Origin of the sequence: Sphingomonas alba, assembly GCF_023516555.1 — a bacterium.
Taxonomy (GTDB): Bacteria; Pseudomonadota; Alphaproteobacteria; order Sphingomonadales; family Sphingomonadaceae; genus Sphingomicrobium; species Sphingomicrobium album.
The window spans coordinates 597213-617458 of sequence record NZ_JAMGBD010000002.1 but is presented as its reverse complement, the minus strand read 5'-3'; the positions used below and the strand labels follow the sequence as shown (position 1 = coordinate 617458).

The window sequence follows — 20246 nt, the reverse complement described above, 5'->3', positions numbered from 1 at the left end:
TTTTGGAGTTACCCCCCATGCGTAAATTGCCTCTCTTTCTCCTTCTCGCATCGGCGGCCGTGCCGGCTCTCGCCCAGCCTGGCGACGATAATGGCAATGGCCGTCATCACCGCGACAGCAACCAGTCCGAGCAGTCGGAGAGCCGTCCGCAGCGCACCCGCGAAGTCCAGCAGCCCAGCAATGGCGGCGAGCAGCGCGTCCGCACCGAGCGGGTCGAGCGCGGCCAGGTAAACCAGGCGGCGCAGTCCGGCCAGTCGGGTCAGTCAGGCTTCGCCGAGCAGCGCGAGCGCTTCCGCGCCCAGCGCGAACAGCAGGTGCAGGCTACCCAGGTCCAGTCCGGCCGCAACGAGCGCACTCGTGAAGCCCGCCAGGGCAATAGCAATGGCAGCCAGTCCAATTGGCAGGGCCGCCAGAACAACTGGCAGGGCAGCAACCAGGCCAATTGGCAGGATCGCCAGCGGCGGGTCCGGACCGTTCCCGACACCAATGTCACTCGCGGCCCGAGCCGCACCGAGCAGCAGGCGTTCCAGAATCGCCGCCGCACGGACTATCGCAACGGCAATTACACGCGCTGGACCAACAACTGGCGCCATGATCGCCGCTACGACTGGAACAGCTATCGCAACTATCACCGGTCGATCTTCTCGATCGGCTTTTACAGCGATCCGTTCGGCTGGAACTATCGCCCGTGGTCGATCGGCTCGTACATGTACCCGAGCTATTACGACCAGAGCTTCTGGCTGAACGACCCCTGGCAGTATCGACTGCCGCCGGCCTACGGCCCGTACCGCTGGGTTCGTTACTGGGACGATGCCCTGATGGTGAACATCTACACCGGTCAGGTCGTGGACGTGATCCACAACTTCTTCTGGTAGACGGCTAGAGACCTTTGGTCGAAGGGGCGTTGCCGCGCTTGCGGTGACGCCCTAGCTGTTTTATGGGGCTAACACAGCTTAAGAGCATGAGGGGCTTAAACGTGATGACCAAGCGCACGGCGATCTTCGCCGCACTCCTTTCGACGACCTTGTTCGCAATCCCGTCCGCCGCTTCCGCGCAGGCCGCACCGGCCATGACCGCCAGCCAGCAGAGCGCGCACGACCAGCTGTTCAACCTCTTCAAGCAGAGCGACGAAGACAGCCTGAAGCGCAACCCGATCAGCGGCATTTTCCGCGGCGACCTGCGCTATGCGGACCAGGGCCTCGGCGACTATATTACCGATGAATATTTCGCGAAGGAGAAGGCGGCGACCGAGGCCGACCTCGCCAACCTCCACAAGATCAATCGCTCCGCGCTCAACCCGACCGACCAGATCGCCTATGACGTGTTCGAATATTCGACGAAGCAGGGCCTGGAGGGCTTCGAGCCGCGCTATTTCGACCCGAACGTGGTCCGCCCGATCAACCACTTCTCGGGTTTCCACACTTTCTACCCGACCTTCGCCAGCGGCAAGGGCGCCGCGCCCTTCAAGACGGTCGCCGACTATGAGAACAACATCAAGCGCCACGCCGACTATGCGCTGCTGCTGGACCGCTCGATCGAGCGCTTCCGCCAGGGCATGAAGAGCGGCGTCGTCGACACGAAGCTGACGATCCGCAACGTCATCGACCAGCTCAATGAGCAGCTGAAGCAGAAGCCCGAGCAATCGCAGTTCTACGGCCCCGTCAAGGCCTTCCCCGATTCGATTTCGGCTGCGGACAAGGAGCGGCTGACGTCGCAGACGCGCGCTGCGATCACGGACCATATCTATCCGGCGATGACCCGACTGCGCGATTTCCTGCAGAACGAATATCTGCCGGTCGCGCGTGACCAGGTCGGCCTGTCATCGATGAAGGGCGGCGCCGTCCTCTACGACAAGATGGTCCGCGATTCGACGACGTTGCCGCTGTCGGCCGCCGAGGTCCATGCGCTCGGCCTCAAGGAAGTCGCGCGCATCACCGGCGAGATGGAGAAGGTGAAGACCGAAGTCGGCTTCAAGGGAACGCTGCCCGAGTTCTTCGAGTACCTTCGCACCGATCCCAAGTTCAAGGAGCCGACCCGCGAGGCACTGACCCAGGGCTATTACGACATCGGCAAGAAGGTCGCGGCCAAGCTTCCCGAATATTTCTCGACTATCCCGAAGGCGAAGCTGGAAATCCGGCCCTACGATCCGGTGATCGAGAAGTACCAGGCCGGTGGCAGCTATGAACAGGGCACGCCCGACGGCTCGCGCCCCGGCACCTTCTACTTCAACGCCTATGACCTGCCGTCGCGCACCACGCCGGGAATGACGACCCTGTTCCTCCACGAGGGCGAGCCGGGCCACCACTTCCAGATCAGCCTGGCGCAGGAAAATGCGGCGCTGCCCGCCTTCATGCGCTTTGGCGGCAACACGGCCTTCGTCGAAGGCTGGGCGCTCTATGCCGAAACGCTCGGTTACGACATGGGCTTCTACAAGGATCCGTACCAGCGGATGGGAACGCTCGATGACGAGATGCTGCGCGCCATGCGCCTCGTCGTCGACACCGGCATCCACTCCAAGGGTTGGACCCGCGACCAGTCGATCGCCTACATGCTGGCCCACTCCAGCATGGGCAAGACGGACGCCCAGAACGAGGTCGAGCGCTACATCGCGATTCCGTCGCAAGCCCTGGCCTACAAGATCGGCGCGCTCACCATCCAGCGCCTCCGCGCCAAGGCACAGAAGGAGCTGGGCCCGAAGTTCGACATCCGCGACTTCCACGCCCAGGTGCTGATGACCGGCGCGCTGCCGATGGCGATCCTGGAACGCAAGATCGACGCCTGGATCGCGGCGAAGCGCCAAGCGCAGTGACGCCGGCGCGTTAGCGCCGCCGGAACAGCGCGAGAGACGCGGAGCAGCGGACGGCCTGCGAGCCGAACGGCATCAGCCGTGAAGGCTAGACAGGACCGACGGCGCGGGATTTACTCCCGCGCCGGCTCTTGCGGACTAATGGCACCCTTGGTCGCGCAGCGGACTGCCCGGCTCCGGACAAATCCGGATGTTTCTCCACCGCCAAGCGGCAGCATCTGCACGCTCCCGCAACGCTGGGGGAGAACAAGCATGTTGGCGAAATTCAGCAGGGCGCAAAAGCAGGCTGCCGCGTTAATCCTTATGGCCGGCGGAGTGGCTGCCATCGGCTCGGGAGCGGCCCAGGCCGTGCCGAGGCCGGCGACCTGTCCCTCATCCGGGAACAGCAAGGCACCGTTCTACGGCGTCGCGGCGGCCCAGATCGGCCAGGGCAAGCCGGTGCACGTCTCGGGCAATTATCGGCTGACGGATCGCAACCGGAAACTGGTCCTGACGGAAACCGGGGAAAGCAAGACGCTCCTGCGCCTCAAGCTCAGCAGCAGCCGGAGTGCCGGCCTTGCCGCCGGTTGTCCGCACTTCGGTGGTGAGTTCAATGCAGCCGCAACCGTCAAGCAGGTGCGGATCACCGACTGGAAGAAGCAGACGATCACAGTCCGGGTTGGCCGGCCCCGCCCCGGCGTATCCGCAGCGAGAGACAAAACGCTCTGACGTCTGGCTTCCTCTTTGGTCATTACGAGACCTCGGAAATCGTCCTGATTGAAAGGACTTAGCGCGATAGCCATCCTGTCCAGATGGGGGCGGGCAAGAGGTTCGACATGACCTATTATCGGCTCTGCCATTTCGACGAATCGCATAGATTCAACACGGCGGAACACCTCCTTGCGCCGAATGACAATCGTGCGCTCGAGATCGCGAACGCGAGAAAACATCCCGTCAAATGGGAGGTTTGGGCAATCGATCGCTTTGTCGGCGAAACTGGCAGTCGCCGGCTCTAGTCCGACGGCTCACGCCATTCTTGCGCTGCATTAGTTGTGCGCAGCGCACTCCTGGCATTCGCCCTCAGCCACGGGTTTGGCCCGGCTGCACTCGAAGGCTTTTGTTGGCCATTTCGGGCAATTCGAGTTCCAGTGCCATATCCTGGAACCCACGGCCCGGCGGTAATCGAGACCGTTCATACGCACTTCCCCCAAACGCACTGACTCGGCGCCCGCAGTCTAACATGGATTGTTGCTCCAGTCTCCTTTCAGAATCCGCAGATATGTCCCGAAATCCGGCTAACCCTCAGGAATCCCCTGAGAAAGTTTACAAGCTTCCCCGGGTTCCGACGACTCGCCAATCGACAGAATCTGACAAGGCGTCATGTGCCCAGAGCAGACGCGGGTGCGCCTGCCGGAGGCTTTTGCCCACGGCAGGCGTGCCACTGGTGCGGAGGGAAGGGAGGCGCACCGTCATGACCTACAGGATCAATCTTTTTCGCCATGATCACTTGATCAGCACCGAGCTGTTTGACGATCGCTTGGTTGATGTGAAGCAACAGGCGATCGCTGCCGTCGATGCAGGTCGAGCTGAACAGGCCGAGGTTCGGAACTCCAGGGGAACAATCGTCTTGCGACATCGGCGCAAGCTCTACTGGCCCCGAGCCAGTTGCTGATCGCAGCGGCGTCAAGAGCGATGGAAGGGTTCGCCCCCGAGAACTCGGCGCCACATTCTCGGGGGGAACCATTACCGGCGGCCGATAGTGGCAAAGCCGCGCCTTCTCGTAACTCAATGTATCTGCGTCGAAAATCAGGGCAAACAATGATGCGTCGTGCGGGTTGGCCCCTCAGCAAGTGGATCGTGCTGATCTCAGTCGCGGTGATGCCTATTGCCAGTACCATTGCCGCGCCTCGCGGATCCGGCCGTTGGCATCCTTCCGAAAGGCGCTACCCCTACCAAGGTGTCGATGTCTCGCACTACCAGGGGCGTATCGCCTGGACGAAGCTGCCGCGGCAGGGTGTCGACTTCGCCTATATCAAGGCAACCGAGGGCGCCGACCATATCGACCACCGATTCTCGTTTAATTGGCGTGCAGCCCACGCGGCCGGTATCCGAAGAGGCGCCTACCACTTCTTCACGCTGTGCCGGAGCGGGCAGGATCAGGCGGCCCATTTTTTGCGGCACGTACCCACTGAAGCGGCTGCACTGCCGCCAGCCGTTGACCTTGAGTTTCCCGGTAACTGCGGACGCCGTCCTTCTCGGGCGAAATTCCACAAGGAGCTCGGCGATTTTCTTCGAATGGTAGAGGCTCACTACGGCAAGCCTGCCGTTCTGTATCTCACCCGCAAGTTCGACAGGCACTATCGGGTCAGCGCAACCTTCCACCGCCCGCTATGGCTTCGAAGCCTCCGATCGGAGCCTGGCTTCGGCGCACGTCGCTGGACGATCTGGCAGTCGTCGAGCTCCCGCAAATTGGCTGGAGTGCACGGCCGCGTGGACTGGAATGTCGCAAGAAAGCCGGCGTTATTGTCAGAATGACTGATGCGAGCCTTTGTTCGCCGCATGGAACCGACCGCGGCCCCAATGTCGATTAATTCTAATCCATCACTTGTTATAGACACTCTAACCTCGGTTACCTATGAAGGCATGACGCCGGTAGCGGAGGGGATCCCGCCATGCCGCGCAAGGTCGGCGAGGCTGAGAGCATCATCAACGACTTGAGGCAGCTCAGGCAGGTCATCATCCACGCCTGGAACGAGCGCTCCGTCATGCTCACCAAGGAAGAGCGGCGGGAGCTTCAAAGCGAAGTGCGCGAAACCTGCGACTTGTTGAACGAGCTGACCTCGGATCCGTGATTGCGGGCAGTCGTAGCGTAGCGTCGGGGTGCGTTTTTGCGACAGGGGAACGCCTATGCTGACGAAACATGATCCGGTGAAACTGGCCCAAAGGTGCCGAGAAGAAGCGCAAGCGACCGCCGACCCTGAAATCGCCAACACCTTTCGCGAAATTGCTGACGATCTGGACAAGCTCGTTCAGGCCCTGGAGGGAGCACCCGGCTTCGACGCGCGGGTGGCCGGCTGGGAGAGTCGGCGATGGGAAATCGCAAATAATCGCGTCTAATCGTCCTCGTCTTCGTAGCCGACGAGGTTCAGCTCGCGCGCCTTGATCTGATGGATCATGCACCAGTGTTTCAGCGCCTCCTCGCGTCCATGAGTGATCCAGACCTCGCGGGGCGCGACCTCGCGGATGGTCTGGGTCAGCTCGTCCCAGTCGGCATGGTCGGAGACGACTAGGGGCAGCTCGACATTGCGCTGGCGCGCCCGCTGGCGAATGCGCATCCAGCCCGACGCCATGGCGGTGATCGGGTCGGGCAGCCGCCGCGACCACCGGTCGTTGAGTGCGCCTGGCGGGCAGAGGACGATGCGGCCCTTGAGCTCTTCCTTGGGCACACCCGTTGCCAGTCTCAATTCGCCGAGCGGCACTCCCAGTTCCTCATATAAAGCGCACAGCCGCTCGAGCGCGCCGTGGATGTAGATCGGCTCCTCATGGCCGCGCCCGCGTAGCTCCATGATCAGCCTCTGCGCCTTGCCGAGCGCATAGGCGCCGACCAGCACGCAGCGTTCCGGCTCTGCGGCAAGGCGATGGAGTAGCCGGTCGACCTCGCTGCCCGTGTCGGGATGCTTGAACACCGGGAGGCCGAACGTCGCCTCGGTGATGAAGATGTCGCACGGCGTGACGACGAACGGCGCGCAGGTCGGGTCGGGGCGTCGCTTGTAGTCGCCCGACACCACGACGCGCTCCCCGGCATAGTCGAGGACGATCTGCGCCGACCCCAGCACATGGCCGGCGGGGACGAAGCCGACATCGACATCGCCGACCCGGACCGCCTCGCCATAACCGACCGGAACGCCGTTCTGGTCGCCATAGCGCACGCCCATGATCGCCAGCGTTTCCGCCGTCGCGAACACTTCATCATGGCCTCCGCGCGCGTGGTCGCCGTGGCCGTGCGTGACCAGCGCCGTCGCCTTCGGCTGCGACGGATCTATCCACGCATCCGCCGGCTTCACGTAGATGCCGTCGGGGTGCGGCTCGATCCATTTGCCCAAGCGGCCCATCGGGTCGTTATAGCGGCACAATGGCCGAAGGGTTCCCATTACCGGAGGTGGTCGAGCGCTGGTTCGTGGAGCGCGACTGGCGGCCGCGCCGGCACCAGCTCGACATGCTGGCCGCGGCGAGGGCAGGGCGGAGCGCGCTCCTCGTCGCGGCCACCGGTGCCGGCAAGACCCTCGCGGGTTTCCTCCCGACCATCTGCGACCTCGCCGAAAACCCCGCCGAGGACCTCCACACCCTCTACGTCTCGCCGCTGAAGGCGCTGGCGGTGGACGTCCAGCGCAACCTCCTCTCGCCGATCGAGGAGATGGGCCTGCCCATCCGCGTCGAGACCCGCACCGGCGACACACCCTCCGACCGCAAGGCCCGCCAGCGCATCCGCCCGCCGCAAATCCTGCTGACCACCCCTGAATCGCTCAGCCTGCTGCTCTCCTATCCCGACAGCGAGCTGATGTTCGCGGGCCTCAAGAACATCATCGTCGACGAGATCCACGCCTTCGCCCGCGACAAGCGCGGCGACCTGCTCTCCCTGTCGCTCGCTCGCCTCCAGACCCTCGCGCCCGGCCTCCGCCGCGTCGGCCTTTCCGCCACCGTCGCCGACCCCGACGCCTATCGCGGCTGGCTCGCCCCGCACGGTGATGAGGACCTCGTCGACCTCGTCCTCGGAGAGCCCGGCGCCGACCCGGACCTCTCGATCCTGATCCCGGAAAACCGCATCCCCTGGGCCGGCCACTCCGGCTATCACGCGGTCGCCGACATCATGCGGCTGATCGAACGGCACAAGACGACGCTCGTCTTCTGCAATACGCGCGGGCTGGCCGAGCTCACCTTCCAGAAGCTCTGGTCCGTCAACGACCAGTCGCTGCCCATCGGGATCCACCACGGCAGCCTCGCCGTCGAAGCCCGCCGCAAGATCGAGGCGGCGATGGCGGACGGCAAAATCCGCGCTTTGGTCGCTACCGCCAGCCTCGACCTCGGCATCGACTGGGGCGACATCGACCTCGTCATCCAGATGGGCGCCCCCAAGGGCAGCTCGCGCCTGCTGCAGCGCATCGGCCGCGCCAACCACCGCCTCGACGAGCCCAGCAAAGGCATGATCGTGCCCGGCAACCGCTTCGAATATCTCGAGGCCCGCGCAGCATTGGACGCCATCGGCGACGGCGAGCTCGATCCCGACATCTTCCGCCCCGGGACGCTCGACGTGCTCGCCCAACACGTCCTCGCCATCGCCTGCGCCGGGCCCTTCGAAGAAGCCGCACTCCTCGCCGAAATCCAGTCGGCCGCACCCTATGCGGGGCTCACCGCCGACCGCTTCCAGGAAATCCTCAATTTCGTCGCCACCGGTGGCTATGCGCTGAAGGCCTACGACCGCTTTCGCCGTATCCTGGAGGAAGCCCCCGGCCGCTGGCGCCTCTCGCGCCCGCCCATCGCCCAGCAGCACCGCATGAATGCCGGCGTCATCGTCGAACAGCCTTTGCTCGACGTCCGTTTCAAGGGCGGCCGCAAGCTCGGCACGGTCGAAGAAGGCTTCGGCTCGACGCTCACCCCCGGCGACACATTCTTCTTCGCCGGCCTCAGCCTTGAAGTCCTGTCGATGAAGGACACCGACATCATCGTGCAGGCGTCGAAGCGCACGGCGCGGCCGGTCACCTACGGCGGCCAGCGCATGAGCATGTCGACCCACCTTGCCAACCGCGTTCGCGGCATGCTCGCGGACCGCAACGACTGGCACCGCTTCCCCGGCGACGTCAGCGAATGGCTGGAGGTCCAGTCCGAGCGCTCGCTGCTGCCCGAGCCCAACCAGCTGCTGGTCGAGACCTTCCCGCACGAGGGCCGCCATTACATGGTCGCCTACAGCTTCGAAGGCTGGAACGCGCACCAATCGCTCGGCATGCTGCTGACCAAGCGGATGGAAAAGGCGGGCCTCAAGCCGCTGGGCTTTGTCGCCAACGATTACGGCATCGCCTGTTATGGCCTCGAACCCATTACCGACCCGCAATCCCTCTTTTCGCCCGACATTCTCGAGCGCGAATTCACCGAATGGGTCGAGCGCAGCTTCCTCTTGAAAAACGCCTTTCGCGAGGTCGCGGTGATCGGTGGCCTCGTGGAACGCCAGCATCCCGGCAAGCGCAAGACCGGGCGCCAGGTCAGCTTCTCCACCGACCTCATCTACGATGTGCTGCGCAAATACGAACCCGACCATTTGCTGCTCCGCGCCGCCTGGGACGATGCCCGCACCCGCATGACCGAGCTTGGCCGCCTTGTCCGGCTGGTCGACCGGGCGGCGGCGACCATGGTCCATGTCGAACTCGACCGGATCACGCCCATGGCCGTACCGCTGATGGTGATCGTCGGCCGCGAGGCGGCGCCGGCCGGGACCGCTGACGAGGCTTTGCTTTACGAGGCGGAAGCGCTGGCGGCGGCGGCGATGGAGCCGGAGGCACCGAGCGCAGCGACGCCGGTGCGGAGCGCCGCCGGAGCAGCGCGTAGAGCTGCCGAACGCCGGCCAGCCTCACGAAGTGAGGACTGACGTCACGAAGCGAGGGCCAGCAATGCGCAGCATTGCGAAAGTGAGCGCAAGTGACGGCACGCACCCCTCGCGACTTGATGAACGGCGCAGAAACGCGTGCCTCAGATTCCGTTCACGCGCCGGAATGAAATCTGCGCCGCACAAGTCACCAAAGGGGAATTTTGTGGCGTCTCGTTTCCTGATCGGCAGCACATTGCTGCTCGCGATCACCGCCGGGCTGGCCTCGACCGCGCCCGCGCAGGACCGGATGAGCCAGATGAAGGCGCTGATGGAGCGCGCGAAGGAAAAGCGCGACCGACCCAGCGATCCCAACGCGACCAAGATCACCGCCCCCGGCACCTACCGCTTCAACTTCCAGTCCGGCGGGATCCGCCGCGACTATCTGGTCCATGTCCCCGCAAAAGCGGCGGGCCATCCCGCGCCCATTCTGCTCGCACTCCACGGCGGCGGCGGCGATATGGACTTCCAGGCCGAAAATTACGGCATTGTCGAAAAGTCCGACGCGGCCGGCTTTATCGCCGTTTTCCCCTCGGGCTACAGCCGCTTCCAGAGCGGTATCCTCGGCACATGGAACGCCGGCCAATGCTGCGGCCAGGCGCGTGACCGGAATATCGACGATGTCGGCTTCCTGAAAGCCGTCATTGCTCGGGTTCGGGGCCAGGTCGCCATCGACCCGAAACGCATCTTCGCCACCGGCATGTCGAACGGCGCGATGATGGCTTACCGCCTTGCCTGTGAAGCGCCGGAGCTGATCCGCGCCATCGCCCCCGTTGCTGGCACCGACAACACCAAAACCTGCACGCCGTCGCGGCCCGTCCCAGTCATCCATTTCCACGCAAGGGATGACGACCACGTCCTCTTCAACGGCGGCGCCGGCCCGGCCAGCTTCCGCAACATGGGCGCGGTCAACGATTTCACGTCCGTCCCGGCGACGATCGCCAAATGGACGGCGATCGACAAGGCGTCGCCGCAGCCGAAGACCGTCCTCAAATCCGCTGGCGCAACCTGCGAAGTTCACGCCGGTCCGGCACCCGTCGAGCTCTGTGTCACGACCACCGGCGGTCACAGCTGGCCAGGATCGCAATCCCGCCGCGCTAACAAGGACCCCAGCAGGGCGATCAGCGCCAATGACGGCATGTGGGACTTCTTTTCGTCGCTTAAGTGATTGTTTTGTAACTCGTTCCCGGTAATGCTCAAGCCATGAGAAAGACGCTTGTCATGCTTTCGATGACCCCATTCCTCTCCGGCTGCGTCGTCGGCGCGGTCGCCAACACCGCCGTTGCGGTGGCTACATTGCCGGTCAAAGTTGTCGCCGCCGGCGTCGATGCCGCGACGACAAGCCAGTCCGAAGCGGACGAAAAACGCGGGCGTGAAATGCGCGAGGCGGACGAGAAGCGAGCGAAGGAAGCCCGCAAGCTCGAGGAGCGCTGCCGTAAGGGCAAAGCGCTCCCCGACGATATTTGCCCTGCGGCCTGATTCCCAATCCCGTCATTCCCGCGAAAGCGGGAATCTCGCTTCTTCCTTCCGACCAAATTCTAGCGGGATCCCCGCGTTCGCGGGGATGACGAGACAGGATGCTTTTTCCTACTTCTTCTTCGCCAAATCGGCGACGGTGTAGAGGAAATCGGCGTAGAGCATTGCCTGCTCGTCCAGCCCGGCGACCTTGGGGTTGCTGCTTTCAATGAGGAACCACTCGTTCGGCGCATGCGCGCCATTGCCGCGGCCGATGCCATATTGGCCCGCAGGGAGGTTGAGCGGCGCTCCGGTGAAGACCACGCCCGGCCAGCTTCCGGCTGAGCGCGGATAGAGCGTGTAGTTGATACCGGCATTCTTCAGAGTCAGCGTTTCCGCCTTGATGAGGGCGCTGTTCTCGTCCGTTTGGGTCGGGCTGTAGCCGCCGGTCACATTGACCTCGATGTCGCCGAAACCGTGTTTGGCTAAGTGCGCCTTAAGCTTGGCGACCATCTCGTCCTTGCTCATGTCGGGGACCAGGCGAGTATCGATCTTGGCTTCGGCCCGGCCGGGGAGGACGGTCTTGCCGCCCGGCCCGGTGTAGCCGCTGACGATGCCTTGAATGTTGATGGTCGGCTGCGACGCCAGCCGTTCCAGGCTGGTCCGCAGATCCTCGTCCTTGATCCAGTGCTGGACGCCCATCGATGCTTTCAACTTGGCTTCGTCCGTGCTCGCGGCATTCTCGGCGATCAGCTGCTTTTGCCGGGCCGTCAGCGGTTTCACATTCTCGAACCAGCCTTCGACCGCCGGTGTGTAGCCGTCATCGGCGACCAAAGTGTTGAGAGCCTTGACCAGATGCCAGGCCGGGTTTTCCACGCGCGCCATGTTGGACGAGTGGATGTCGTTCTTCGGCCCACGGCCCCATTTCTCGCCGCTGGAAATCAGCTGCAGCTCGACGACGCCCTTGGCGCCCAGCGACAAGGTGACGTCGCCGTCCGGGCCTTGGCTCGCCGACGGGATGATCACTCCAACCGCTTTCTCGATGGCGGGCTTCACTTCCGGGTTGAGGACGATCTGGGAGAAGTGGGTCGAACCAATCTCCTCTTCACCCTCGGCGACCAGCACCAGGTTCACCGGCAGCTTGGTCTTCGAATCCTTGAAGGCGTGCAGCATTGCCAGGAAGGCGCTCTCCGGCCCCTTCTGGTTGACTGCGCCGCGGCCGACGATGGCCTTGCCCTCGCCGGGGCGGTCGACGATCCGCGCTTCCAGCGGCGGCGACGACCATTCGGCCGGGTCGTAGTGCTTCACGTCGTACATGAAATAGATCGCCATGGTCGTCGGCGCGCCGGCATCCAGCGTCGCGAACACGCCGGGGACGCCGTCGGTGGTGATGACCTTGGCCTGCTGGAAGCCGGCGTCCAGCGCCAGCTGGCGCATATATTCGGCGCCTTCCTTGTGATTGATGCCCATGTTGGCGATCGTCGGAAGCGCGATCCAGTTCTGCAGGCGCTTCACCGATGTCGCATGGGCGGCCTTCACCGCACCCGACAAAGCCGCGCGGTCCTTGGCGCTCGGCGCGGCAACCACAGGCGTCGACAGAACGGCGGCTGCGGCCGCCATCAACCAGAATTTCCTCATCCTAATTCCCCGCTTGGCAAATGTTCCGGACGGGAGACTGGCGGCAAGTCGCGCAATCGTCCAGTGTCACCGCGATGCGCTACTTCCTCGACTGCGAATATAATGGCTTCGGCGGCGCGCTGTTGAGCCTGGCGCTGGTGCCGGAGGACGGCGGCGAGGAGCTCTACCTGACCTTCGATTGCGAAGGCCCGATTCATCCCTGGGTCGAGCGCAATGTCGTTCCCTACATCGGCAACGTTCCCGAATCCCTGAAACTTCCGGTCATGGATCGCCGGCAGTCCGCCGAGGCGATCGCCATGTATCTGGGTCACGACGATGCCCCGGAGGTCCTCGTCGACTGGCCGTCCGACATCGAGCTCTTCTGCGGTCTCCTGAGCTTTGCGCCAGGACAAATGGTAGCGGTCCCCGAACTCGTCTTCCGCCTCATCCAGACCGGCACCTTCAGCCCCGCCGAAAACAGCGCCGTTCCCCACAATGCCCTCCACGACGCTCGGGCGCTGAGGGACCATGTGCTTGGTCTCGAATAATTTTTCGTCATTCCGGACTTGATCCGGAATCCCGCTTCTCCCTACTGCTGACAGATGGTTCCCCTTTCGTTCGGCGGCCACGATTTCCTTGCGAGCGCCTCCGGCGCGCTGTTCTGGCCGTCCGAGCAGGCGTTGCTGGTCGCCGACCTCCATCTCGAGAAGGCGAGTTGGTTCGCGCGCCTCGGCCAGTTCCTGCCGCCCTACGATAGCCAGGCGACGCTGGCGGCGCTGATCGATGAGGTTTCGACGACCGGAGCAACGCGACTCTTCTGTCTCGGCGACAGCTTCCACGACCGTTTCGGCTGCGACCGCCTGCCGCAACAGGCGCGCGAGATGCTGATGGCGCTGACGTCGAAACTCGACTGGATCTGGATCGTCGGCAACCACGACCCGGGCTTCGCCGACCATTGCGGTGGCCGCATCGAGGACGAGTGCGAAGTCGGCGGAATCATCCTCCGCCATGAGGCGGACGAGGGCGAAACGCGCCCGGAAATGTCCGGCCACTTTCACCCCAAGCTCCGGCTGCAGCTCCGTGGCCGCAATGTCTCGCGCCGCTGCTTCGTCGCCAGCGATTGTAAGCTCATCCTGCCCGCCTACGGTTCGCTGACCGGCGGGCTCGACGCTCATCATTCCGAGATTATGCGCAAGGCCGGGCCGGGCGCTGCCGCGCTCGTCCCCGTCGCCAATCGCCTGTTGAAGTTCCCGCTGGCGGCCTAGGCCAGCCGCGCCTTGATGAGGCCGCGGACCATATTGCCGATCAGGAAGCCCTGGCGAAGGTCGTCGGGCGTCAGATCATGTTCTTCGGCCTGACCCTCGTCGATCAGCCGTTGCCGCAGCAGCCCCGGCAATAGCCCGCGCTCCAGCGGCGGCGTCAGCAGCTTGCCGTCCCGCTCTACGAAAATATTGGTGTAACTGCCTTCGGTCAGCCGGCCCTCAGGATCCGTGAACACCGCCTCGAAGGCATCGGCGTCGCGGCGGACCTGTTTCAGCACATCCTTGGCCGTCGTCTTGTAGCGCAGGCGAAAGTCCGATGGATCGACGGGAAGGGGCCGCACCACCACTTCGACCGCGCCGGACGGCGTCTGCGGCAATTCCTTTACTTCGATGGCGATGCTGCCCTTGGGCGACAGCATCAGCCGGACCATCGCCGAATCCTTGCGGCGGAAGGTTGCCGCCTGCAGCTCGTTGCGCGCGGCGTGGCGATCGAACTTGAACTGGAAGTCGGCGGCTGCATTCTTCAGCCGGTCGAGATGGCGGTCGAGGTCGATGACGCCCTGGTGCGGATCGAATCTCATCGTTTCGATGAGGTCGAACTCTTGAACGTCCGGCGCCACGAATTCCCCTTTAAGCAAACACTCGGCCCATTCATCCTCCAGCACGCTGTCGACGACAAGCCCCGAACCGAGTCCCAACCGTGCAACATTGTTGCCGTCCTGCAACTCCAGCGTGCGGATGAGGACGTTGAAGCTGGCATCGCCATTGGGATCGATCCAGCCCATCGACCCGCAATAGGCGCCGCGCGGCTCATGCTCGAGGCGGCGGAGCGCCCGGATCGCCGCCAGTTTCGGTGCCCCGGTAATCGACCCGCACGGGAAGAGCGTCTCAAAGACCGTGACGGGATCGACATCTTCGCGAAGTTTCGCGGTCACCCGGCTCACCATTTGGTGCACCGTGGGGAAGGATTCGACGCAAAACAGCTCCGGAACCTCGACGGTCCCCGCCTCTGCAACCCTCGCAAGGTCGTTTCGGAGCAGATCGACAATCATCATGTTTTCAGCACGTTGCTTCGGGTCAGCAGCGAGTTTGGAAACCTCTGCTCTGTCCAATTCAGGGCCGGACCGCCGCGGCGCAGTCCCCTTCATCGGCTTCGCCTCGATGGTCCGGCCTTTGATGGTGAAGAACTGCTCGGGACTCAGCGACAACAGCCAGCCCCTGGGATGACGCAGCACTCCCGCCCAACCTGCCCGCGACCGCTGGCGCAGCCTGGCATAGGCCGCCAAGGGATCGCCAAGGACTGTGACATCGCAACCGAAGGTCAAATTCGCCTGGTAGAAGTCGCCGGCATAGAGGTGATCGCGGACCTCCTGCGCGCCGGCGAGATAGTCGGATCGCGAGATGCGCGGCACTGGCCGGCTCGTCCAGCCGCCAGCTCCGTCGGGCAGCGGCGGCGCTGCCGGTCTGCTGAAGCTGTTGAAGATCCCGAACCACAGTAGCGGCCCGCCGCCTTGCCGCGCCAGCGGCCAGAGCTTCGGTTCCAGAGCGTAGCAAGCATCATAAGCGATGTAGCCGGCGAGATGCCGGCCTGCGCCGTGAGCGGCCCGCAACCCCTCCAGTGCTGGCCGCACTTCCTCGATCGACCAGGCCACGATCTCCCCGGCCGCCTGCTCGTACAGGCGGCAGCCGGCACCATGGGGACGCATGTCGTCGAACAGGGCGAAGGGCTGCTCCATGCATCACGCATTGACGCTGCGCCGCCCCCTCGTAAAGTCGCGCGCCATGCGAAACCTTCTCCTTGCCGCGGCACTGGCCGCCCTCGCCGTGCCCGCCGACGCGCAGTCCATCGATCCCAAAGTCCAGGCGCGGATCGACCGCATCCTGAAGGCCACGCCGCTGATCGACGGGCACAACGACATCGCCGAACAGCTGGCGGAGAATTACAGGCGGAACATCACCGGCCTCGCTAGCGGAACCGACAAAAGACCCGACCACCCGCTGATGACCGACATGGCACGACTGCACCAGGGTCGGGTGGGTGGACAGTTCTGGTCGGTTTTCATCAACGGAGAGGTGACCGGCGATGCGGCAATCCGCGAGACGATCGAGGAGATAGACATCGTTCGCCGGATGATTGACGCCTATCCTGGCGACCTCGAACTCGCTCGCACTGCAGACGACGTCGTGCGCATCCACAAGTCCGGCAAAGTCGCCTCCATGATCGGCGTGGAAGGCGGACGACAGATTGGCGGTTCACTCGCCGCGCTCCGGCAGTTCTACAACCTCGGCGCGCGCTACATGACGCTGACCCACAACCAGACGACCGAGTGGGCGGACAGTGCGACTGACGATCCCAAATATGGCGGGCTCAGTCCATTTGGGGTCCAGGTTGTCCACGAGATGAACCGCATCGGCATGCTGGTCGACCTCAGCCACGTCTCGGCAGATACGATGAAGGACGCCATCGCAGCTAGCAAAGGGCCCGTCATCTTTTCCCATTCGTCAGCCCGCGGGCTGGTTGGCCACCTGCGCAACGTTCCGGATGACGTTCTTCAGCTGCTTCCCGCCAACGGCGGCGTCGTCATGGTAAACTTCGTGCCCGACTTCGTTTCCGACGCCGTGTGGCGCTGGGGTGCCGAGAAAAATGCCGAGGAAGCGCGGCTGAAGGTCTTCCATCGCAACAGCAAGGCCGAGGTCGAGGCTGGCTTGAAGGCATGGGAGGCGGCGCACCCGAGGCCGTCTGTGACAGTCGCCGCAATTGCCGATCATATCGAGCATGTCGTCAAGGTCGCGGGATACGATCATGTCGGTCTCGGCGGCGACTTCGACGGCATCCCGTACACGCCGGAGGACCTGACGGGCGTCCAGGATTATCCTCGGATTTTCGCCGAGCTGATCCGTCGCGGCTGGTCCGACGAGAACCTCGCCAAGCTGGCGGGCGGCAACGTGCTTCGGGCGCTGCGCAAGGCGGAAGTGGTTTCGGCCTCGATGAAGAACGAGCCAGCAGCACTGTCCGACCTCGACATGGCTCCGTCGCAATGAGCGAACCGCCGCCCACTAATCCCCCTTTGCGCGTCGCCATCATCCCGGTGACACCGCTCCAGCAAAATTGCTGTCTCATCTGGTGCACCAAAACAATGCGCGGCGCCTTTACCGATCCGGGCGGCGATCTGCCGAAATTGCGCGAGGCGATCCGCCAGACTGGCGTCACGATCGAGAAAATCCTGCTGACGCATGGCCACATCGATCATTGCGGGTCGGCCGGGATCTTTGCCGAGGAATTGGGCGTGCCGATCGAAGGACCGCACGAGGAGGATCGATTCTGGATCTCCCGCCTGGATGATGACGGCAAGCGCTACGGCGTTCCCGGAAAGCCATTCGAACCGAACCGCTGGCTGGTGGACGGCGATACTGTGACCGTTGGAGAGGTCACTTTGAACGTCCGCCATTGTCCTGGCCATACACCAGGCCATGTCGTCTTCCATCACCCGGGATCAAAGCTGGCCATCGTCGGCGACGTTCTCTTTCAGGGTTCGATCGGCCGCACGGATTTCCCCCGCGGCAATCACCAGGACCTGCTCGACTCGATTACCCAGAGGCTGTGGCCCATGGGCGGCGACACGGCGTTCGTTCCTGGTCATGGGCCTGTGTCGACCTTCGCCCATGAGCGGGCCAGCAATCCTTTCGTCGGAGATGCGGTGGTGGCTTGAGCTTAATGGGCGTCGCTGCGCTTGCGCTCTGCGGCTATTGCGCTATAGGACGCCCGGTTCGCGACGATCCGGCCGCCGCTGCGGGACTTCCCGCTGAAATAGGCGAGGAGAGTCGCTAATTTTTTTGAACAATTGAAGAGACAGGTGCCGCAATGGCCGTCCCCAAGAGAAAAACATCGCCGTCCAAGCGCAACATGCGCCGCAGCCATCATGCGCTGACGCCGGCCAGCTTCCAGGAATGCCCGAACTGCGGCGAGTTGAAGCTGCCCCACAACCTCTGTTCTGCTTGCGGCCATTACAATGGCCGTGAAGTCACCTCGACCGAGGCCTGAGCGAAGCGAGAGCGCATTGGCCGTGGACGCCAGCCCGCGCATCGCCATCGACGCCATGGGAGGAGACACGGGCCCGGCGGCCATGGTCGCCGGGATGGCTCGTGCGCGCCGTAAGGTCGACGGCATTGGCTTTGAGGTCTTCGGCGACGAGGCGCTGATCGCGCCGGAACTGGACCGGCATCCGGGCCTAAAAGGCGCGGTCAATGTTCATCACACCACGGACGCCATTCAGGGCTCGGAAAAGCCGAGCCAGGCCATCCGCCGCGCTCGCACCACCTCGATGGGCATGGCGATCAACGCGGTGAAGGACGGGCTCGCTCACGCCGCAGTCTCAGGCGGTAACACCGGCGCGCTGATGGCGATGTCGAAGCTGGCTCTACGCACCATGCCCGGCATCGACCGGCCCGCGCTGGCGGCATTGCTACCGACTCTTGGCGACCAGGATTGCGTTATGCTGGACCTCGGCGCCAATACCGAATGTGACGCCCAGAACCTGGTCCAGTTCGCGGTGATGGGTTCCGCTTATGCCCGGACTGTCCTTGGGATCAGGAAGCCCCGGGTGAAACTGCTCAACATCGGCACCGAGGAATTGAAGGGTACCGACGAGCTGAAGGAAGCGGCAGCACTGCTTCGGGAAGCGGATTATCTGCCGATGACCTTCGACGGCTTCACCGAGGGCGACCAATTGTCGCGCGGCAATATCGATGTCGTCGTCACCGACGGCTTTTCCGGCAACATCGCGCTCAAGACCGCTGAAGGGACGGCGCGTTTCGTTACCGACCTGTTGAGGCGCGCCTTCAAGAGTTCGCTTCGCTCCAAGGCCGGCTTCGCGCTCTCAGCGCCGGCCCTGCATACGTTGAAAGTCCACCTTGACCCCAACAATCACAATGGCGCCGTCTTCCTCGGCCTTAACGGTCTCGTCGTGAAGAGCCATGGGAGCGCCAATCCCAAGGGCGTCGCCAACGCCATCGGTGTCGCGGCCCGGATGGTCGCCAACGACATCACCCGAAAGATCGGGGAGGACCTCGACAACTTCCGTGCCCACGCTTTCAGTCATGAGGCCGCCGAGTGACCCGTCGTTCTGTTGTTAAGGGCGTCGGTTCGGCCCTCCCCAAGCGCAGTGTTTCTAATGCCGAGCTGGCGGCGCAGGTCGATACCTCGGACGAGTGGATCGTCGAGCGGACGGGCATCCGTAACCGTTATATCGCCGATGCCGGCGAGACGACCGCGACCTTGGCCCACCAAGCTTCGGTCAAGGCTCTGGAGCATGCCGGCATCGCCGCGAGCGAGGTTGGCCTAATCGTGCTCGCGACGGCCACTCCGGACCAGACCTTTCCGTCGTCGGCGACGAAGGTGCAGGCGATGCTTGGCATCAATGACTGCATCGCCTTCGACGTCCACGCCGTCTGCACCGGTTTCCTATACGCACTGACCGTGGCGGACTCGATGCTGCGGTCAGGCTCGGCCGATACGGCGCTCGTCATTGGCTCGGAGACCTTTAGCCGCATCCTCGATTGGGAAGACCGCGCGACCTGCGTGTTGTTTGGCGATGGAGCCGGCGCGCTCGTGCTGAAGGCCGAGGAAGGCGAAGACGGCATCATTACGACCAAGCTTCACGCGGATGGCCGGCACAATGAATTGCTGTTCGTCGACGGTGGACCGTCAACGACCCAGACGGTCGGCAAGCTTCGGATGAAGGGCAAGGAAGTGTTCCGCCACGCGGTCGTCAACCTTGCCGAAGTGCTCACCGAAGTCTTGGCGGACGCCGGCCTTCAGGCATCCGACGTGGATTGGGTCGTGCCGCACCAGGCCAATGCGCGAATTCTGGATGCGACCGCCCGCAAGCTCGGCCTGCCGCCCGAAAAGGTGGTGATGACGGTCGACCGTCACGCGAACACGTCCGCCGCCTCCGTACCGCTTGCATTTGATGCCGCCGTGCGCGACGGTCGCATCAAGCGCGGCGATCTCGTCGTGCTTGAAGCGATGGGCGGCGGCTTCACCTGGGGTGCGGCCGCCTTACGCTATTAACAGACTTCATGTCGGATCGGATTGCCGACCGGCATCTTTTTGGTTAGGCTCCTAAAATTGCTGCTCGCCAGCGAACGGGGCAAAGGGGTTCATTATGGCGGATGCGGGTATCGCCCGGACTCACGACGGACTTCACGCGGGTACCCTGACCAGGGCCGATTTGTCGGACGTCGTCCACCGCAAGCTTGGCTTGTCGCGCGCCGAAAGCGCCAACCTGGTGGAGCGTATGCTCCACCATATGTGCCACGCTCTGTCCGAAGGGCAGAACGTGAAGATTTCCGGCTTCGGCAGCTTCATCCTGCGCGACAAAGGACAGCGGATCGGCCGCAACCCCAAGACGGGTGTGGAAGTGCCCATCGCGCCGCGACGCGTGATGACGTTCCGCGCCAGCCAGATCATGCGCGATAAGGTCGCGAAATAGGG

General features: G+C 63.7%; 21 protein-coding genes. 18 read left to right on the top strand and 3 right to left on the bottom strand.

The window, feature by feature from the left end; all coding sequences use genetic code 11:
* The first annotated feature begins 17 nt into the window (after positions 1-17).
* The 7 genes from LZ536_RS12875 (at position 18) to LZ536_RS12845 (ending at position 5902) form a co-directional block, all read left to right on the top strand.
* Entirely contained in the window at positions 18-875 is an 858-nt protein-coding gene (locus LZ536_RS12875) for an RcnB family protein (RefSeq protein ID WP_249849178.1), read from the top strand.
* Between the two features lie 104 nt (positions 876-979).
* Positions 980-2809 (top strand): DUF885 domain-containing protein, encoded by a 1830-nt coding sequence (locus LZ536_RS12870; RefSeq protein ID WP_249849177.1) that lies wholly within the window; start codon positions 980-982, stop codon positions 2807-2809.
* 249 nt (positions 2810-3058) lie between these two features.
* On the top strand, positions 3059-3514 hold the full coding sequence (locus tag LZ536_RS12865) for a hypothetical protein (protein WP_249849176.1): 456 nt from the start codon (positions 3059-3061) through the stop codon (positions 3512-3514).
* Positions 3515-4256: 742 nt separating this feature from the next.
* Complete coding sequence (locus tag LZ536_RS12860) at positions 4257-4457, top strand: hypothetical protein (protein ID WP_249849175.1); 201 nt, start codon at positions 4257-4259, stop codon at positions 4455-4457.
* 146 nt (positions 4458-4603) lie between these two features.
* Positions 4604-5320, top strand: coding sequence for a GH25 family lysozyme (locus LZ536_RS12855; protein ID WP_249849174.1), 717 nt, complete (start codon positions 4604-4606; stop codon positions 5318-5320).
* Between the two features lie 137 nt (positions 5321-5457).
* The gene (locus LZ536_RS12850; RefSeq protein ID WP_249849173.1) at positions 5458-5637 is read left to right on the top strand and encodes a hypothetical protein; all 180 of its coding nucleotides are present in this window, start codon (positions 5458-5460) and stop codon (positions 5635-5637) included.
* Positions 5638-5692: 55 nt separating this feature from the next.
* Positions 5693-5902 (top strand): hypothetical protein, encoded by a 210-nt coding sequence (locus LZ536_RS12845; protein ID WP_249849172.1) that lies wholly within the window; start codon positions 5693-5695, stop codon positions 5900-5902.
* Here the strand turns inward: LZ536_RS12845 and LZ536_RS12840 are convergent.
* Positions 5899-6888 (bottom strand): ligase-associated DNA damage response exonuclease, encoded by a 990-nt coding sequence (locus LZ536_RS12840; protein WP_249849234.1) that lies wholly within the window; start codon positions 6886-6888, stop codon positions 5899-5901. The genes LZ536_RS12845 and LZ536_RS12840 overlap by 4 nt on opposite strands.
* Positions 6889-6917: 29 nt before the next feature.
* Between LZ536_RS12840 and LZ536_RS12835 the strand changes: the two genes are divergently transcribed.
* From LZ536_RS12835 to LZ536_RS12825, 3 genes are all read left to right on the top strand, one after another.
* Complete coding sequence (locus LZ536_RS12835; RefSeq protein ID WP_249849171.1) at positions 6918-9422, top strand: ligase-associated DNA damage response DEXH box helicase; 2505 nt, start codon at positions 6918-6920, stop codon at positions 9420-9422.
* A 163-nt stretch (positions 9423-9585) separates the two neighbouring features.
* A complete protein-coding gene (locus LZ536_RS12830; RefSeq protein WP_249849170.1) occupies positions 9586-10587 on the top strand; it encodes an extracellular catalytic domain type 1 short-chain-length polyhydroxyalkanoate depolymerase in 1002 nt (333 codons plus the stop codon).
* 35 nt (positions 10588-10622) lie between these two features.
* Positions 10623-10898, top strand: coding sequence for a hypothetical protein (locus LZ536_RS12825; protein ID WP_249849169.1), 276 nt, complete (start codon positions 10623-10625; stop codon positions 10896-10898).
* Positions 10899-11006: 108 nt separating this feature from the next.
* Here the strand turns inward: LZ536_RS12825 and LZ536_RS12820 are convergent, their stop codons facing one another.
* Positions 11007-12512, bottom strand: coding sequence for a M20/M25/M40 family metallo-hydrolase (locus LZ536_RS12820; protein WP_249849168.1), 1506 nt, complete (start codon positions 12510-12512; stop codon positions 11007-11009).
* Between the two features lie 20 nt (positions 12513-12532).
* Here LZ536_RS12820 and LZ536_RS12815 point away from each other — a divergent pair, with 20 nt between their 5' ends.
* Both LZ536_RS12815 and pdeM read left to right on the top strand, forming a co-directional pair.
* A complete protein-coding gene (locus tag LZ536_RS12815) occupies positions 12533-13039 on the top strand; it encodes a hypothetical protein (protein ID WP_249849167.1) in 507 nt (168 codons plus the stop codon).
* 54 nt (positions 13040-13093) lie between these two features.
* Positions 13094-13756: a ligase-associated DNA damage response endonuclease PdeM gene (gene pdeM, locus LZ536_RS12810; protein WP_249849166.1), complete on the top strand. Its 663-nt coding sequence runs from the start codon at positions 13094-13096 to the stop codon at positions 13754-13756.
* Here pdeM and pabB read toward each other — a convergent pair.
* Complete coding sequence (gene pabB, locus LZ536_RS12805) at positions 13753-15489, bottom strand: aminodeoxychorismate synthase component I (RefSeq protein ID WP_249849165.1); 1737 nt, start codon at positions 15487-15489, stop codon at positions 13753-13755. The genes pdeM and pabB overlap by 4 nt on opposite strands.
* Between pabB and LZ536_RS12800 the strand changes: the two genes are divergently transcribed.
* The 6 genes from LZ536_RS12800 to LZ536_RS12775 all read left to right on the top strand — a co-directional run bounded on the left by LZ536_RS12800 (position 15488) and on the right by LZ536_RS12775 (position 20244).
* Positions 15488-16795 (top strand): dipeptidase, encoded by a 1308-nt coding sequence (locus LZ536_RS12800; protein WP_249849164.1) that lies wholly within the window; start codon positions 15488-15490, stop codon positions 16793-16795. The two genes, pabB and LZ536_RS12800, sit on opposite strands and share 2 nt — an antisense overlap.
* Positions 16792-17463: an MBL fold metallo-hydrolase gene (locus tag LZ536_RS12795; RefSeq protein WP_283938556.1), complete on the top strand. Its 672-nt coding sequence runs from the start codon at positions 16792-16794 to the stop codon at positions 17461-17463. The genes LZ536_RS12800 and LZ536_RS12795 overlap by 4 nt, the downstream gene beginning before the upstream one ends.
* A gap of 152 nt (positions 17464-17615) precedes the next feature.
* The gene (rpmF, locus tag LZ536_RS12790; protein WP_249849163.1) at positions 17616-17795 is read left to right on the top strand and encodes a 50S ribosomal protein L32; all 180 of its coding nucleotides are present in this window, start codon (positions 17616-17618) and stop codon (positions 17793-17795) included.
* A 22-nt stretch (positions 17796-17817) separates the two neighbouring features.
* Entirely contained in the window at positions 17818-18867 is a 1050-nt protein-coding gene (gene plsX / locus LZ536_RS12785) for a phosphate acyltransferase PlsX (RefSeq protein WP_249849162.1), read from the top strand.
* Positions 18864-19823 (top strand): beta-ketoacyl-ACP synthase III, encoded by a 960-nt coding sequence (locus tag LZ536_RS12780; protein ID WP_249849161.1) that lies wholly within the window; start codon positions 18864-18866, stop codon positions 19821-19823. The genes plsX and LZ536_RS12780 overlap by 4 nt, the downstream gene beginning before the upstream one ends.
* Before the next feature lie 94 nt (positions 19824-19917).
* A complete protein-coding gene (locus tag LZ536_RS12775) occupies positions 19918-20244 on the top strand; it encodes an integration host factor subunit alpha (RefSeq protein ID WP_249849160.1) in 327 nt (108 codons plus the stop codon).
* Positions 20245-20246: the final 2 nt, after the last annotated feature.

Excerpts from the sequence above, each read along its gene's own strand:
- LZ536_RS12875 (WP_249849178.1), top strand. The coding sequence starts at position 18 with ATGCGTAAATTGCCTCTCTTTCTCCTTCTCGCATCGGCGGCCGTGCCG.
- LZ536_RS12870 (WP_249849177.1), top strand. The coding sequence starts at position 980 with ATGACCAAGCGCACGGCGATCTTCGCCGCACTCCTTTCGACGACCTTG.
- LZ536_RS12865 (WP_249849176.1), top strand. The coding sequence starts at position 3,059 with ATGTTGGCGAAATTCAGCAGGGCGCAAAAGCAGGCTGCCGCGTTAATC.
- LZ536_RS12860 (WP_249849175.1), top strand. The coding sequence starts at position 4,257 with ATGACCTACAGGATCAATCTTTTTCGCCATGATCACTTGATCAGCACC.
- LZ536_RS12855 (WP_249849174.1), top strand. The coding sequence starts at position 4,604 with ATGATGCGTCGTGCGGGTTGGCCCCTCAGCAAGTGGATCGTGCTGATC.
- LZ536_RS12850 (WP_249849173.1), top strand. The coding sequence starts at position 5,458 with ATGCCGCGCAAGGTCGGCGAGGCTGAGAGCATCATCAACGACTTGAGG.
- LZ536_RS12845 (WP_249849172.1), top strand. The coding sequence starts at position 5,693 with ATGCTGACGAAACATGATCCGGTGAAACTGGCCCAAAGGTGCCGAGAA.
- LZ536_RS12835 (WP_249849171.1), top strand. The coding sequence starts at position 6,918 with ATGGCCGAAGGGTTCCCATTACCGGAGGTGGTCGAGCGCTGGTTCGTG.
- LZ536_RS12825 (WP_249849169.1), top strand. The coding sequence starts at position 10,623 with ATGAGAAAGACGCTTGTCATGCTTTCGATGACCCCATTCCTCTCCGGC.
- LZ536_RS12820 (WP_249849168.1), bottom strand. The coding sequence starts at position 12,512 with ATGAGGAAATTCTGGTTGATGGCGGCCGCAGCCGCCGTTCTGTCGACG.
- LZ536_RS12815 (WP_249849167.1), top strand. The coding sequence starts at position 12,533 with ATGTTCCGGACGGGAGACTGGCGGCAAGTCGCGCAATCGTCCAGTGTC.
- pdeM (WP_249849166.1), top strand. The coding sequence starts at position 13,094 with ATGGTTCCCCTTTCGTTCGGCGGCCACGATTTCCTTGCGAGCGCCTCC.
- LZ536_RS12800 (WP_249849164.1), top strand. The coding sequence starts at position 15,488 with ATGCATCACGCATTGACGCTGCGCCGCCCCCTCGTAAAGTCGCGCGCC.
- pabB (WP_249849165.1), bottom strand. The coding sequence starts at position 15,489 with ATGGAGCAGCCCTTCGCCCTGTTCGACGACATGCGTCCCCATGGTGCC.
- LZ536_RS12795 (WP_283938556.1), top strand. The coding sequence starts at position 16,792 with ATGAGCGAACCGCCGCCCACTAATCCCCCTTTGCGCGTCGCCATCATC.
- rpmF (WP_249849163.1), top strand. The coding sequence starts at position 17,616 with ATGGCCGTCCCCAAGAGAAAAACATCGCCGTCCAAGCGCAACATGCGC.
- LZ536_RS12775 (WP_249849160.1), top strand. The coding sequence starts at position 19,918 with ATGGCGGATGCGGGTATCGCCCGGACTCACGACGGACTTCACGCGGGT.